Origin of the sequence: Aeromonas sp. QDB11 (assembly GCF_027705265.1) — a bacterium.
GTDB classification, from domain to species: Bacteria; Pseudomonadota; Gammaproteobacteria; order Enterobacterales; family Aeromonadaceae; genus Aeromonas; species Aeromonas allosaccharophila.
The window spans coordinates 64,482-77,638 of the sequence record NZ_JAPDBM010000001.1 but is presented as its reverse complement, the minus strand read 5'-3'; the positions used below and the strand labels follow the sequence as shown (position 1 = coordinate 77,638).

Sequence of the window (13,157 nt, the reverse complement as noted above, 5' to 3'; positions counted from 1 at the left end):
CCTACGACCCGCAGCCTGCATGGATACCACACCCACAGAAGGAAGCTGGACCATGACCAAATTCAAGTTCCCGTCAGCCTACACGATACTGTTTGTGCTGATCGCCCTGGTGGCCGCCCTGAGCTGGATAGTGCCGGCCGGCAAATATGAAATGACCATGAACGAAGCCCTCGGCAAAGAAGTGCCGGTGGCGGGTACCTACAAACTGGTGGAGGGGAATCCCCAGGGGATCGTCGACGTGCTGCTGGCACCTATCGATGGCCTCTACAACCACGACACCTATGAGGCAGGCGCCATCGACGTCTCCCTCTTTATCCTGATCATCGGTGGTTTTCTTGGCATTGTGACCAAGACCGGTGCCATCGATGCCGGTATTGAACGTGTGACCGACCGCCTGCGCGGCCGGGAAGAGTGGATGATCCCGATCCTGATGGCGCTGTTCGCCGCAGGTGGCACCATCTACGGCATGGCCGAAGAGTCGCTGCCTTTCTACACCCTGCTGGTGCCGGTGATGATGGCCGCGCGCTTTGACCCTGTGGTAGCGGCGGCAACCGTATTGCTTGGCGCCGGTATCGGTACTCTCGGTTCCACCATCAACCCGTTTGCTACTGTTATCGCGGCCAACGCCGCCGGTATCTCCTTCACCGATGGTATCTGGCTGCGCGTCGCCATGCTGGTCGCCGGTTGGCTGCTCTGTGTTGCCTACGTCATGCGTTACGCCAAGATGGTGCGCAGCGATCCGAGCAAATCTCTGGTGGCTGACAAGTGGGAAGAGAACCGTGCCCACTTCCTTGGCAACAAGAGCGACCAGATGCTGGAGTTCACCCTGACCCGTAAAATCGTGCTGGGTATCTTCGTCGCCGCCTTCGCCGTGATGATCTACGGGGTGGCCGTGCTGGGCTGGTGGATGGCGCAGATCTCCGGCGTGTTCCTGGCTGCCGCCATCATCGTCGGTATCATCTCCCGCATGAGCGAAGAGGAGCTGACCTCCAACTTTATCGACGGTGCCCGCGACCTGCTGGGTGTGGCGCTGATCATCGGTATCGCCCGCGGTATCGTGGTAGTGATGGACAACGGCATGATCACTCACACCATTTTGCACAGTGCAGAAGGGATCGTGACCGGCCTCTCCACCATCGTCTTTATCAACGTGATGTTCGTGCTGGAAGTGGTGCTCTCCTTCCTGGTGCCGTCCTCCTCCGGTCTGGCTGTACTGACCATGCCGATCATGGCGCCGCTGGCCGACTTCGCCAACGTGGGCCGCGATCTGGTGGTGACTGCTTACCAGTCTGCCTCCGGTCTGGTGAACCTGGTGACCCCTACCTCCGCCGTAGTCATGGGTGGTCTGGCCATCGCCAAGGTGCCTTATGTGCGCTGGCTGAAGTGGGTGGCTCCGCTGCTCGGTATCCTGACCGTGCTGATCGTGGTCTGCCTGAGTCTGGGGGCCGTGCTCTCCTGAGGTATGACAAGCAAGATGAAACGGGAGCCTGCGGGCTCCCGTTTTTTATGGGCGCAAGAAGTGATGGGCACAAAATAGCAGGCAACAAAAAGGCGACCCGCGGGTCGCCTCAATACATTTGGGGGAGAGAGCTTAGCGGGCCTGCGCCAGCGTGCGCACCACGGCAGCGTGGGCCTGACGGGTGCGGCTGATGTGGCGCGGCGCGACCAGCACCACGTCATTGCCCGCGACGGCGCCCATGATCTCGGGACTGGCGTTGCGATCCAGCAGGCGGGCCACCACGGTAGCGGCCCCCGGAGTGGTGTGGATCAGCACCATCTGCTGGTTGTGCACCACTTCGCGCACCATGTCGTGGATCGAGCGGGTGCTGCCTGCAGGCTCCAGCTGATCGTCTACCAGGGTGTAGACCTTCTTGCCGTTGGCATTCTGCGCCTTGGCCACGCCGAGGCGGCGCAGCAGGCGGGAGATGGTGGATTGGCTAATGTCGGCAAAGCCGCGCTCTGACAGCTCGCGACGGATCTCTTCCTGGGTGCTGTAGCAGTGCTGACCGATGATCTGGCGACAGGCATCCAGCTGGGCCAGATCGGGCTCTTGGGCAACGGGACGACTGAGGGTTTTGACCACGGCGAATTCCTTTGACGATGACCGGAGGTAAACGCGCGATATCTGCCATAGCTGTCAGTTATCAGGCAAAAACACTGATAATCCATCTATATGCAGGGAATGAACGGGCATTACCATCTTGGGATGGCAAATTATAGCTGACTGGAAATTCGGTGATGTGACAGGGTTCAAAAATGGGCCCCGCAGGGCCCAATCAGATATTAGTCACGCTCACTGACGATGTCCTGAGTGAAGGACTTCTCGCAATATTTGCACTTCATCCGCACCACGCCTTTCACTTCGCGCACCCGGAAGTAGCTGTCCACCGGCTCGTTGTGGGAGATGCAGTTGGAGTTGGGGCAGTGGAACACCCCGGCGATGAACTCCGGCAGCTCCAGCTGGTGCTTCTTCACCACATTGAAGTCTTCGATGATGTTGACGGTCGCTTTCGGGGCGAACAGCGCCAGCTGGTTGGCCTGCTGCTCGGTCAGGCGGGTGTTCTCAATCTTGATGAGATCCTTTTTGCCCAGCGCGCCGGATTTCAGGTTGAAGCCGACGGTGATCCGCTCCTGGGTTTCAACCAGCTGGAACAGCTTGAGGATCTTGATGCCCTGGCCAGCGGGGATGTGATCGATGACGGAGCCGTGACGGATGGCTTCGACTTGCAGTTGGTTCTTGTCAGACATGATATTCCCCTAAGCTCAGACAGTTTCGTTCAGTACCAGTGCCAGCAGCGCCTGGCGTGCATAGACCCCGTTCTCCGCCTGCTGGAAGTAGCAAGCGTGGGGGGTCTTGTCGACCGCCACATCGATCTCGTCGACGCGGGGCAGGGGATGCAGGATCTTCATGGTGGGCTTGGCCCCTTCCAGGGTCGCCAGCTCCAGCACGAATTTGGCGGCCATGTGCTTGTATTCGGTCTCGTCGAAGCGCTCTTTCTGGACGCGGGTCATGTAGAGGATGTCCAGCTCAGGCATCACCTCTTCCATGGTCTGGTGGACGCTGAACGGGATGCCTTTCTCTTCCAGCTCTTCACAGATGTAGTCCGGCATCGCCAGCGCTTCCGGGGAGATGAAGAAGAAGCGGCAGTTGAACAGGCTAAGCGCCTGGGCCAGCGAGTGCACGGTGCGGCCATATTTCAGGTCACCGACGAAGGCGACGTTGAGGTTGTCCAGACGACCCTGGGTCTCATGGATGGTGAACAAGTCGAGCAGGGTCTGGCTCGGATGCTGGTTGGAGCCGTCGCCGCCGTTGATGACCGGCACGCGGGAAAACTCGGCAGCCAGACGGGCCGCGCCCTCTTTCGGGTGGCGCATCACCACCGCATCCGAGTAGGAGCCGATGATCTTGATGGAGTCAGCCAGGGTCTCGCCTTTCTTGGCGCTGGTGTTGCCACCGTCGGCGAAGCCGATGATGTTGCCGCCGAGGCGCTGTACCGCGGTCTCGAACGAGAGGCGGGTGCGGGTGGAGGCTTCGAAGAAGCAGCTGGCAACCAGCTTGTCTTTCAACAGGCTGGTGTCAGGTTCAGCCTTCAACCGTTGTGCGGTTGAGACTACCAGTTCCATTTCTGACCGGGTCAGGTCCGAAATGGAGATGACATGTTTCTTATAGAGTGGATTGGTCATCGTCTGCATTCCCTTTGACATCATTGGAGGTTTTTCGGGCACAAAAAAAAAGCCCCTGAAACAGGGGCTTTTTTTAAAAATAACTGGGGATCCTTGGGGTGGGAACCGAAAACAACGGGGCCGCTCTGGTGCGCACCACCCGTCTGCAAGGCTGTTTTCTGAATCAAAAACTGCATCGTTTCGTCCCGACCTTTTTCAAAACCGGACAGATTATAGGGCCGGTTTTTTAATTGTCAAAATTTTATTTCTGATGCCAATTTCAGCATGAAAAACGTTTAAGTGGCGGGAACGGGACGACAAATCCACACCCTATGCGTTTCTTGCAGCGATTCCCCATCGCGGGCCATGGCACGCAAATAACCGAGTCTGTGGTGCCCTTCCAGCAGGCAGTAGGGTTGCGGCAGCGGTTGCCCGTTCGGGTAACTGCACCCCTCAGCGGGCGCCAGCACGATGACAGGTTCGGGCCAGGTGCCTTCGCTCAGCATCTTCTCGCCGAGCCAGGAGCGGCGCACATAGCGATTGCTGCGCAGCATCTCGCCCCAGCGCTCGATCACCTCCATGTGGCGGGAGTCCACCTGACCCACCAGTTGCGCGGTGGGCCAGCTTTCACAGGTGAACTGATGGCTGGCGAGATCGATAAAGCTCCAGTTGGACTCAAAACCGCGCCAATGACGGTAAATCCACTGGGAAAGCACATTTTCAGGAATAAAGGGCACCAGCGGTGCGACCCGTTCAAGATAGGCGGGCAGGGACTCTGTCTTGCGTTCATCCCTGAAGTTGAGGGGCGCCAGTTGTTGGAGCAATCGGTAATTGAGCATAAGTGGCCTCCCGGTACCTGATTTCACCCTACCCCCATTTATGTCCCATTCCTACCCCGGCAGGGCTGCAAATACAGCAAGTTATCCCGCTTTGCTGCACAAACAACCGCAACTTGTTCGGGATTTGTGCAATCGCATTAAAAGTGTGAAAAAAGCCTTTACCTTTGATCTCCACTTTGTATACTACGCCTCGTTTGTTGCAGGGGCGTAGTTCCAATTGGTAGAACAGCGGTCTCCAAAACCGATGGTTGCGGGTTCGAGTCCTGCCGCCCCTGCCATTTTCAGAAAGGCCAGCTCATTGAGCTGGCCTTTCGCATCTCCGGCGTTCGCCCTCTGTCCCTCCCGCCCCTCTGTTTCTCCTCCTGATTGTTCTGCCGCTCGGTAGCATGGAATAGCGAGCAACCAACTTCTGATAGCCATCCCTGTTGTTGATGGATGTAAAAATATACAGATTCACTAAAGTCTGTTCATGTTGCGGCCGATAGCCTTTGATACATCAGGCTTTTCCCTGCCTGACACAACAACAAGGATTCGTCGTCATGACCCTCTCTCTGCGCGGCAAGCTGCTGGCCACCAGTCTTGGCGTGGTGCTGCTGATGGCATCACTGCTCGGCATCGTTGCCTTTCACACCCTCAAATCCCGCACCATGAGCGCCATCCAGAGCGAGGCGGTCAACTATGGTCACGCCTACTCGGTTGCGATCGGCGAATGGATGGCGGATCGCAAGAACACAGTCCATGCGCTGGTCAACCTGATCAGCGATAACCCCCAAGCCGAGCTGGTGCCGCACCTGAAGCAGGCCTACACCTCGGGCGGCTTCGGCCTCACCTATTTTGGCTCCGCGCAGGGGGTGATGACCCGGCAGGATCCCTCCCTCAACACCGGCAACTATGACCCGCGCGAGCGCCCCTGGTATCAGGATGCGGTGAAGGCGGGTCAGCTGATCGTCACTGCCCCCTATGTCAGCGTCACCATGCAGAAGCTGGTGGTCACCCTCTCCGAGCCGGTGCGCCATCAGGGGGAGCTGGTCGGTGCCGTGGGGGCCAATCTGGCGCTCGACAAGCTGATCGACGAAGTACTGGCGATGAAGGTGCAGGGTGAGGGTTACGCCATGCTGCTCGACAGCAGCGGCCTCATCGTCGGCCATCCGCAGAAGGATCTGGCGCTCAAGCCCATCGCCGAGCTGGCGCCGGGACTCTCTGCCGCCACTTTCCAGCAGTGGGGCCGTGAAAACAGCGAGCTGCACGCTGCCACCCTCGACGGGCGCGACGTGCTGCTGGCAGTACAACCGGTAGCGGGCACCGACTGGCTGCTGGCCATGGTGATGTATCGCGATGTGCTGGAGGCGCCGCTCAGCAGCCTGCTGTGGGAGCTGGTGGGGCTGACGCTGGTGCTGATGCTGGTGTTCAGCGCCCTGCTCACCGCCACCTTCAAATATCTGTTCGCCGATCTCGGTCGGGTGGCGCACGCCCTGCACGACATCGCCCACGGCGAGGGGGATCTCACCGTTCACATCAACACCCACAGCAAGGATGAGGTGGGTCAGCTGGCCCAGAACTTCAACCAGTTCGTGGCGCGGCTGCACGGCATCGTCAGCCGGTTGCGGGATGTGGCCGTCGAGCTGGCGGCCCAGTCCCGCACCCAGGCGGCCGGGGCGCAGGCCCGCAGTCAGCGGGTGCGTCAGCAGCAGGACGAGATCGTGATGGTAGCGACAGCGGTGACCGAGATGGCCTCCGCCACCCAGGAGATCGCCGGCAACGCCGAGTTTGCCGCCACCACCGCCACCGAGGCGGTCGCATTGGCGGTCGCCGGGCAATCCCAGGTCGGCCAGAGTCAGCGCAGCATTACCGGTCTGGCGGACGAAGTGGCCGATGCCAGCCAGATCATCAACGAGCTCGACAGCCATGCCCAGAAGATCAGCGGCATCCTGGCCACCATCAGCGGTATCGCCGAGCAGACCAACCTGCTGGCGCTCAACGCCGCCATCGAGGCGGCGCGGGCCGGTGAGCAGGGCCGTGGCTTTGCGGTGGTGGCGGACGAGGTGCGGGTGTTGTCGCGCCGCACCCACGACTCCACCGACGAGATCCAGCAGATGATCGAGACCCTGCAGCAGACCACCCGTCGCGCGGTGGGTGGCATGGAGACCAGCCGTCAGCTGGCGGGCACCAGTGTGGAGGATGCGGAAGCCGCCAACCTGAGCCTTGGCCGGATCAACGAGGCGATCGGCTCTATCAGCGACATGGCGACCCAGATCGCGGCGGCGGCGGAGGAGCAGACCTCGGTGACCGGCGAGATCAGCCGCAATACCGAGAATATCCGCCACGTCTCGCAAGAGTTGGCCGAGCAGGCGGGCAACGAGGCGGCGCAGGCGGCCGAGCTCAAGTCGCTGACCGAGCGGCTGGAGCAGGAGATCGGTCGCTTCCGGCTCTGATCATCCCGCCACTCCAGCAACAGAAAGGGCAGCCCGCGGGCTGCCCTTTGTTATTGCCGGTGGCCGTCAGGCGGCGCTCTCCAGCTGCGCCAGATGGAAGGCGCGCCAGTTGCCGTCGGGCAGGTAGTGCTTGCCCTGCTGCCACTGGGGGTCGTGCTGCACCACGTAGCGGTAGTGGTAGGCCGGCTGCTGGCCGACATAACGCCGCTGCGCCGGGTCGAAGAGCTCCACCTCGATCAGCTGGCGCAGATATTCGCTCTGGGGATCATCCTCGCCGTGGAAGTTCTCCATCTCGTCCAGCGCCGCGATGGCGGCGGGGAAGTCGTCCAGCACAAACAGCTCGCCATAGACCCAGTCATCACCTTGCAGCAGGGCCGGATAGCCCTTGTGCTGCAGGTGATAGAGGGCGCCGCGCACCCGGGCGCGTCGTGGCGGCTGGCTCACATGAGCGGCCAGATAGCGGCGGTAGTTGAACAGCCCATCCATCAGACTGCCATAGACGAACAGCGGGCGTGGCTGGCCGAGGCTCATGAGATCTCGCCGCCCACGACCTTGATGTCACCATCCTGCTGCAGTACCACCGCCTCGATGGCCAGCGCCAGCGCACGGGTGATCTCGCTCATGGCGAGGCAGGGCTGGTTCACCTTGTCCGCTACCTGCTCGGTGATGTAGGGAACGTGGATAAAGCCGCCGCGCACCGCCGGGAACTCTTTTTCGATCAGGTAGTGCAGCTGATACATGATGTGGTTGCAGACGAAGGTGCCCGCGGTGTTGGAGACCGCAGCCGGAATGCCGTTCTCCTTGATGCGCTGCACCATCCCCTTGATGGGCAGGCGGGAGAAGTAGGCCGGAGCGCCATCGGCCTGAATCACTTCATCGATGGGTTGCTGCAACTCGTTGTCGGGGATGCGGGCGTCGTCGAGGTTGATGGCGACCCGCTCCGGGGTAATGGCGAAGCGACCGCCCGCCTGACCGACGTTGATCACCACATCCGGCTGGTGCTGGTGCATCAGCGCCGCCAGCAGGGTAGCCGACTTGCCGAATACGGTGGGGATCTGCGCCTTGATCACGGTGGCATCCAGAATAGTGTCTGGCAGGCGCTTCACCGCCTCCCACGCCGGGTTGATGGGCTCGCCGCCGAAGGGGTCAAAACCGGTAATCAGAACTTTCATCATCGTCTCCCGAATTCTCAAAATGCCCAGTAGTACATGAGGGCGATATGGATCAGCACCAGCGTCAGCGCCATTGGCACCTGCACCTTGATCACCTTGTTGAGATCCTTCATCTCCAGCAGGGCGGCGGGCAGAGCATTGAAGTTGGCGGCCATGGGGGTCATCAGGGTGCCGCAGAAACCGGCGGTCATCGCCAGCGCACCGGCGATCACCGGATCACCCCCTTGCGCGACCACGAAGGGAATGCCGATCCCCGCGGTGATGACGGTGAAGGCGGCGTAGGCGTTGCCCATGATCATGGTGAAGACCATCATGCCGAGGCAGTAGGCCACCACCCCGACGAAGGGGCTGCCCATCGGCACCACGGTGGAGATCCCGTGGGAGATGACGTCACCGACGCCGGACGTGTTGAAGATCACCCCGAGGGCGGCCAGCAACTGGGGCAGGATGCCGGTGATGCCCACTTGCTGGATCATCCGGTCCGAGTCGCCCACCACGGTGGAGGGGGTGGCGCGGGTCAGCAGTACCGTGATGACGAAGGCGATCACCGCTGCCAGACCGATACCGACCTGACCGCCGAGCGGCGTGAACTGGGCGATCACTACCGCCAGCAGAGCCAGCAACACGCAGGGCAGGAAGATCCGGTTGCCAATGCGGTTGGCGTGGCGCTGGGACTCCTCCTCGCTCGCCTGCTCCAGCTTGCCGATCTTAACCTGCTTGAGCAGGGTGATGACTCCCATGGCGAGGATCAGCATCCCGTTGATCATGTTGGGGATATAGCTGCCGAAGGCGAACAGTACCCCGAGGATGGTCCAGAACAGGGCGGTGCCGACTCGAGCCGGGTGGTTGCCGTCACGCAGGACGCGCCAGGCGCTGCTGAACAGGATGACGCCGATCAGCACATAGAAGAATTCGAGCATATTGGGGATCAGTGCAGCCATTACTGTTGACCTCCCTTGCTGTTGCTAGATGCATATTTATTGGCCATCTGACGGTCAAACCACATATTGGAGGCGGCGACCATGAACAGGGTAATGATGGCAATCGGCATGGAGGCCTTGGCAATATCGACGGCGGAGACGTTATATCCCAGCGACTCGAACGTGCCGACAATCAGCAATACCCCGGCGGAGGCGACGAAGGTATTTTGGGCAAAGAAGTTGCCGTAGTTTTCGGTGGCCGAAACCCGCGCCTTGATATATTCCTCGTCCTCTTCGCTTAATTTCCCGTGCACCTTGCTGGCGGCTGCCTGGGTCATCGGGTTGACCAGCGGACGAATAAACTGGGTATGACCCTGTACCCGCACCGAGAAGAGACCGGCCAGCTCGCGGATAAACATATAGAGGGTCATGAACTTGCCCGGGGTGAGCTTTTTGATCCGCTCGATCAGGGTGACGGCCTGCTGTTTCAGGCCGTAGCGTTCGCAGATGCCGATCATCGGCAGGGTCAGCAGAAACAGCGTCACCATGCGGTTGGAGACAAAGGCTTCGCCCAGCAGGGAGAGGCAATCGGTCATGGAGAGACCGGAGACCAGTGCCGTGGTAACGGCAGCGACCAGCACGACGGCCAGGGTATCGAGTTTGAAATAAAATCCTAACAAAATAATGAGGATGCCACTCAATTTAATCCATTCCAATTAACCACCTCGTTCAAGTGAATATTTATGTGTAATTTTTGATGATGGAGTTGTTTATCATCTGCAGACAGGGATGGCAACAATTAAGCGTTTGCGAGGAGATGCATGGCTGATGACACCACATTTTTGCTGATTTATCGTGCGCTGGTAAATGGTGAGTCCTATTATCACGGTACCCATGTGCATCAATGCTGATTATTCATCATGATTTTCCCGATATATGTCAGCGATACCGGCGTGGCAGTTCAGCTGCCTGATAAATAACCGCCCATTCGATTTGGTAATATATAAGCAACATGCCGTCTATATATTTGGCGGAAAAGGTGGCTGGAGACCGGAGGCAGGAAAATATGACTGGCAGGTGAGTGCGGTGGCGAAGGGGTCGCCACCGCTGAAGGTTCAGGGGGTCTGCTTGACCCAAATCAGCTGGTCGGTGGCAAAGCCCAGCGACTTCGCCTTGGCAATCAGCGCATCCACCTTCGCTTTGGGCGGATTGGGAGAGCGGGAGAGGATCCAGAGGTAGTCGTGGTTGTAGCTGGTCACCAGCGAGAGCTGGTAGTCGGGGTCGAGATCGATGACGTTGTAGCCGCCGTAGAAGGGGCCGAAGAAGCTCACCTTGAGCCGCGCCTCGTCTGGCTTGTCGACGAAGTAGGCCTTGCCTTCGGCTTCGCGCCAGCTGCCATCGCTCTGCTTGCCGCGGTTGAGCACCTTGACGCCGCCATCATCGCGCAGGCTGTAGGTGGCGCTCACCTGCTCCAGCCCCCGCTCGAAGCTGTGGTCGAGGCGGGCGATTTCGTACCAGGTGCCGAGATAGCGATCGAGCTGGAAGCCGGTGACGGGGCGGATGCCGTCGGCAATCCCGGTACAGGCCGTCAGCAGCAAAGCGGTGAACAGGCAAAGCAGTGAACGCATAGGTAATCCCTCTCTTGTTATCCCTCGATGATGCGCAGCTGGCCATCCCGGAAGCGGGAGGCCTGATCCGTCGGCGTGCTGCCGAAGAAGCGCTTGTACTCCCGGCTGAACTGGGAGTTGCTCTCGTAACCGACTCTGGCCGCCGCAGTGCCCGCCTTGATGCCGTCGTGCAACATCATCATCCGCGCCTTGTGCAGCCGAAACGACTTGATGTACTGCAACGGCGAGGTGGCAGTGACCGCCTTGAAGTGGTGGTGAAAGGCGGAGACGCTCATGTTCACCTCCCGCGCCAGCTCCTCCATGGTGAGGTTGTCGGCATAACGGGACTCTATCATACGCAGCACCCGGGCGATCTGGCCCACATGGTTGTGGCGATTGGCGAGCGCCTGCAGCGCCGGGCCGCCCCCTTCGGTGAGGGCGTGGAACAGCATCTCCCGCACCGTCTGCGGCCCCAGCACCTTGGCGTGCAGCGGGTTGTCCATCAAATCGATCAGCCGCTCGGCGGCGCAGAACATCGCCTCCGACAGGGGCACCGAGTGGACGCCGCTCTTCTGCGGGGCGGGAGCGGGCAGGGCATCGCCCAGCTCCAGCAGCAGCTCTTGCAGGGTGACCATGTTGATCTCGATGGTAAAACCGATCAGCGGCTGCTCGGGGGAGGCGAAGCACTCGCACTCGCAGGGCAGCGGCAAGGTCATCAGCAGGTAGTGGTTGGGGTCGTAGCGAAACACCTGATCCGCCAGATAACCCACCTTGTGCCCCTGCAGGATCACGATCATCCGCGGCTGGTAGAGCACCGGGGTACGACCGTGGTACTCGGTGGTATAGATGAAATTCACCTGCTCCACCGGTGAGGGGGTGATGCCGGGGGCGGTGACGTGGCGGGTCACTCTGGCGGCGAGGTCGCTGTAACGGTTTGGCATGGGCGCTCTTTGATTCGACTGTTCCGGTTTTCGCTGCTTTGTAGAAATAGGCAAGAATAAAGCAGGATGTTGTCTTGATGGTAGGGTGGTTCTGGAGAAAAATGCAATCATGATTTCGCGGCCTGGCCGCCCTCACTATCAGAAGAAGGCAATGTCGATGAACAACTTTACGCTCCATACCCCGACCAAAATCCTGTTTGGCCAAGGGCAGATCGCCCAGCTGCGCGAGCAGCTCCCGAGCGATGCCCGCGTCATGATCACCTACGGCGGCGGCAGCGTGATACGCAGCGGCCTGCTGGAGCAGATCCGCAGCGAACTGGCTGGCATGACCCTGTTTGAATTTGGCGGCATCGAGCCGAACCCGGCCTACGAGACCCTGATGGGCGCCGTGGAGCTGGCCCGTGCCGAGCGGGTCGACTTCCTGCTCGCCGTCGGCGGCGGCTCCGTGCTCGATGGCACCAAGTTTATCGCCGCTGCCGCACATTACGATCTGGCCAAAGAGCCCTGGCACATTCTCGAGACCGTCGGCAGCGAAGTGCGCTCCGCCATTCCGCTCGGTTCGGTGCTGACCCTGCCGGCGACCGGTTCCGAAATGAACATGGGGGCCGTCATCACCCGTCGCAGCAGTGGCGACAAGGTGCACTTCTTCTCGCCTTTCGTGATGCCGCGCTTCGCCGTGCTGGATCCGGTGCTCACCTACACCCTGCCCGAGCGTCAGGTGGCGAACGGGGTGGTGGATGCGTTCGTCCATACCGTGGAGCAGTACCTCACCTATCCGGTCAATGCCAAGGTGCAGGATCGCTTTGCCGAAGGCTTGCTGCTGACCCTGATCGAAGAGGGCCCCAAGGCGCTGGCCGAGCCGCACAACTACGAGGTGCGCGCCAACATCATGTGGAGCGCCACCATGGCGTTGAACGGTCTGATCGGTGCCGGTGTGCCGCAGGATTGGGCCACCCACATGCTGGGTCACGAGCTGACTGCCCTGCATGGTCTCGACCACGCCCAGACTCTGGCGGCGGTGCTGCCCGCCCTGTTGCAGGCCAAGCGCAAACAGAAGCATGCCAAACTGCTGCAATACGCGGAGCGGGTGTGGGGTCTGCGCAGCGGCAGCGAAGCGGAGCGCATCGACGATGCCATCGCCGCGACCCGCGACTTCTTCGAGCGGATGGGGGTCAAGACCCGCTTGCGTGACTACGGCCTCAAAGATCTGGGTATCGATACCCTGATCGGCAAGCTGGGGGAGCACGGCATGACCCGTCTGGGCGAGCACAGCGATATCGATCTGGTGCAGAGCCAGCATATTTATGAAGCGGCCTGGTAAGGGCCGCCAATCGGCGCCACACGGGCGAAACGATTGAATTGCCGGGGCCCTCTCCCGCCATCTGGCGGCTGAGCGGCCCCGCTTTTGTTGGGAAAATGTTACTTTTCAGCGTTTCGTTGCGAGAAGTGAGACGAAAGCGGATTTCGTAAGAACAAAAAACGCTAAGATAGAGGGCCGGTAAAACATTTTTTTTGACTGGTTGGATCACTTTTTTCAGCCGTTTTTACTGGTATAAGCCTCTAATTTGGTTTGTTTTTTTTAA

At 60.2% G+C, this 13,157-nt stretch carries 13 protein-coding genes and 1 tRNA gene; 4 read left to right on the top strand and 10 right to left on the bottom strand.

The genetic code is table 11. From position 1 onward, the window contains the following. Nucleotides 1-52 precede the first annotated feature (52 nt). Entirely contained in the window at nt 53-1,459 is a 1,407-nt protein-coding gene (locus OKC40_RS00380) for a YfcC family protein (RefSeq protein ID WP_042063764.1), read from the top strand. 132 nt (nt 1,460-1,591) lie between these two features. On the opposite strand, the gene OKC40_RS00375 is transcribed toward OKC40_RS00380, so the two are convergent. From OKC40_RS00375 to OKC40_RS00360, 4 genes are all read right to left on the bottom strand, one after another. Beyond that, complete coding sequence (locus OKC40_RS00375) at nt 1,592-2,083, bottom strand: arginine repressor (RefSeq protein WP_270793805.1); 492 nt, start codon at nt 2,081-2,083, stop codon at nt 1,592-1,594. A 200-nt stretch (nt 2,084-2,283) separates the two neighbouring features. Then, complete coding sequence (gene pyrI / locus OKC40_RS00370; RefSeq protein ID WP_042063767.1) at nt 2,284-2,748, bottom strand: aspartate carbamoyltransferase regulatory subunit; 465 nt, start codon at nt 2,746-2,748, stop codon at nt 2,284-2,286. Nucleotides 2,749-2,763: 15 nt separating this feature from the next. Then, nucleotides 2,764-3,684, bottom strand: coding sequence for an aspartate carbamoyltransferase (pyrB, locus tag OKC40_RS00365; protein ID WP_042063824.1), 921 nt, complete (start codon nt 3,682-3,684; stop codon nt 2,764-2,766). Between the two features lie 275 nt (nt 3,685-3,959). Then, nucleotides 3,960-4,502 (bottom strand): hypothetical protein, encoded by a 543-nt coding sequence (locus tag OKC40_RS00360; RefSeq protein ID WP_270793804.1) that lies wholly within the window; start codon nt 4,500-4,502, stop codon nt 3,960-3,962. 201 nt (nt 4,503-4,703) lie between these two features. Between OKC40_RS00360 and OKC40_RS00355 the strand changes: the two genes are divergently transcribed. Together OKC40_RS00355 and OKC40_RS00350 are read left to right on the top strand one after the other, a co-directional pair. Then, nucleotides 4,704-4,780, top strand: a tRNA-Trp gene (locus OKC40_RS00355). A gap of 261 nt (nt 4,781-5,041) precedes the next feature. Beyond that, on the top strand, nt 5,042-6,934 hold the full coding sequence (locus OKC40_RS00350) for a methyl-accepting chemotaxis protein (RefSeq protein WP_270793803.1): 1,893 nt from the start codon (nt 5,042-5,044) through the stop codon (nt 6,932-6,934). Nucleotides 6,935-7,000: 66 nt separating this feature from the next. Here OKC40_RS00350 and OKC40_RS00345 read toward each other — a convergent pair whose 3' ends face one another. The 6 genes from OKC40_RS00345 to OKC40_RS00320 all read right to left on the bottom strand — a co-directional run bounded on the left by OKC40_RS00345 (nt 7,001) and on the right by OKC40_RS00320 (nt 11,574). Beyond that, on the bottom strand, nt 7,001-7,465 hold the full coding sequence (locus OKC40_RS00345; RefSeq protein ID WP_270793802.1) for a gamma-glutamylcyclotransferase family protein: 465 nt from the start codon (nt 7,463-7,465) through the stop codon (nt 7,001-7,003). Beyond that, complete coding sequence (gene pcp, locus OKC40_RS00340; protein ID WP_270793801.1) at nt 7,462-8,106, bottom strand: pyroglutamyl-peptidase I; 645 nt, start codon at nt 8,104-8,106, stop codon at nt 7,462-7,464. The genes OKC40_RS00345 and pcp overlap by 4 nt, the downstream gene beginning before the upstream one ends. 17 nt (nt 8,107-8,123) lie before the next feature. Then, nucleotides 8,124-9,047, bottom strand: a complete 924-nt coding sequence (locus OKC40_RS00335) for a DUF979 domain-containing protein (protein WP_270793800.1) — start codon at nt 9,045-9,047, stop codon at nt 8,124-8,126. Continuing rightward, entirely contained in the window at nt 9,047-9,742 is a 696-nt protein-coding gene (locus tag OKC40_RS00330) for a DUF969 domain-containing protein (RefSeq protein ID WP_270793799.1), read from the bottom strand. Before OKC40_RS00330 ends, OKC40_RS00335 begins: the two co-directional genes overlap by 1 nt. Before the next feature lie 399 nt (nt 9,743-10,141). Continuing rightward, nucleotides 10,142-10,654 carry a lipocalin family protein gene (locus OKC40_RS00325; protein WP_234601355.1) on the bottom strand — a complete coding sequence of 171 codons (513 nt, stop codon included), beginning with the start codon at nt 10,652-10,654 and terminating at the stop codon, nt 10,142-10,144. Nucleotides 10,655-10,671: 17 nt separating this feature from the next. Next, nucleotides 10,672-11,574 carry an AraC family transcriptional regulator gene (locus OKC40_RS00320; protein ID WP_042657309.1) on the bottom strand — a complete coding sequence of 301 codons (903 nt, stop codon included), beginning with the start codon at nt 11,572-11,574 and terminating at the stop codon, nt 10,672-10,674. A gap of 157 nt (nt 11,575-11,731) precedes the next feature. On the opposite strand from OKC40_RS00320, the gene yqhD reads away from it, so the two are divergent. After that, nucleotides 11,732-12,895 carry an alcohol dehydrogenase gene (gene yqhD, locus OKC40_RS00315; protein WP_182970195.1) on the top strand — a complete coding sequence of 388 codons (1,164 nt, stop codon included), beginning with the start codon at nt 11,732-11,734 and terminating at the stop codon, nt 12,893-12,895. The last annotated feature ends 262 nt before the right edge of the window (nt 12,896-13,157 follow it).

What these genes read in the sequence shown, in the direction of transcription:
- OKC40_RS00380 (WP_042063764.1), top strand. Translation starts at nt 53, where the DNA reads ATGACCAAATTCAAGTTCCCGTCAGCCTACACGATACTGTTTGTGCTG.
- pyrI (WP_042063767.1), bottom strand. Translation starts at nt 2,748, where the DNA reads ATGTCTGACAAGAACCAACTGCAAGTCGAAGCCATCCGTCACGGCTCC.
- pyrB (WP_042063824.1), bottom strand. Translation starts at nt 3,684, where the DNA reads ATGACCAATCCACTCTATAAGAAACATGTCATCTCCATTTCGGACCTG.
- OKC40_RS00360 (WP_270793804.1), bottom strand. Translation starts at nt 4,502, where the DNA reads ATGCTCAATTACCGATTGCTCCAACAACTGGCGCCCCTCAACTTCAGG.
- OKC40_RS00350 (WP_270793803.1), top strand. Translation starts at nt 5,042, where the DNA reads ATGACCCTCTCTCTGCGCGGCAAGCTGCTGGCCACCAGTCTTGGCGTG.
- OKC40_RS00345 (WP_270793802.1), bottom strand. Translation starts at nt 7,465, where the DNA reads ATGAGCCTCGGCCAGCCACGCCCGCTGTTCGTCTATGGCAGTCTGATG.
- pcp (WP_270793801.1), bottom strand. Translation starts at nt 8,106, where the DNA reads ATGAAAGTTCTGATTACCGGTTTTGACCCCTTCGGCGGCGAGCCCATC.
- OKC40_RS00335 (WP_270793800.1), bottom strand. Translation starts at nt 9,047, where the DNA reads ATGGCTGCACTGATCCCCAATATGCTCGAATTCTTCTATGTGCTGATC.
- OKC40_RS00325 (WP_234601355.1), bottom strand. Translation starts at nt 10,654, where the DNA reads ATGCGTTCACTGCTTTGCCTGTTCACCGCTTTGCTGCTGACGGCCTGT.
- OKC40_RS00320 (WP_042657309.1), bottom strand. Translation starts at nt 11,574, where the DNA reads ATGCCAAACCGTTACAGCGACCTCGCCGCCAGAGTGACCCGCCACGTC.
- yqhD (WP_182970195.1), top strand. Translation starts at nt 11,732, where the DNA reads ATGAACAACTTTACGCTCCATACCCCGACCAAAATCCTGTTTGGCCAA.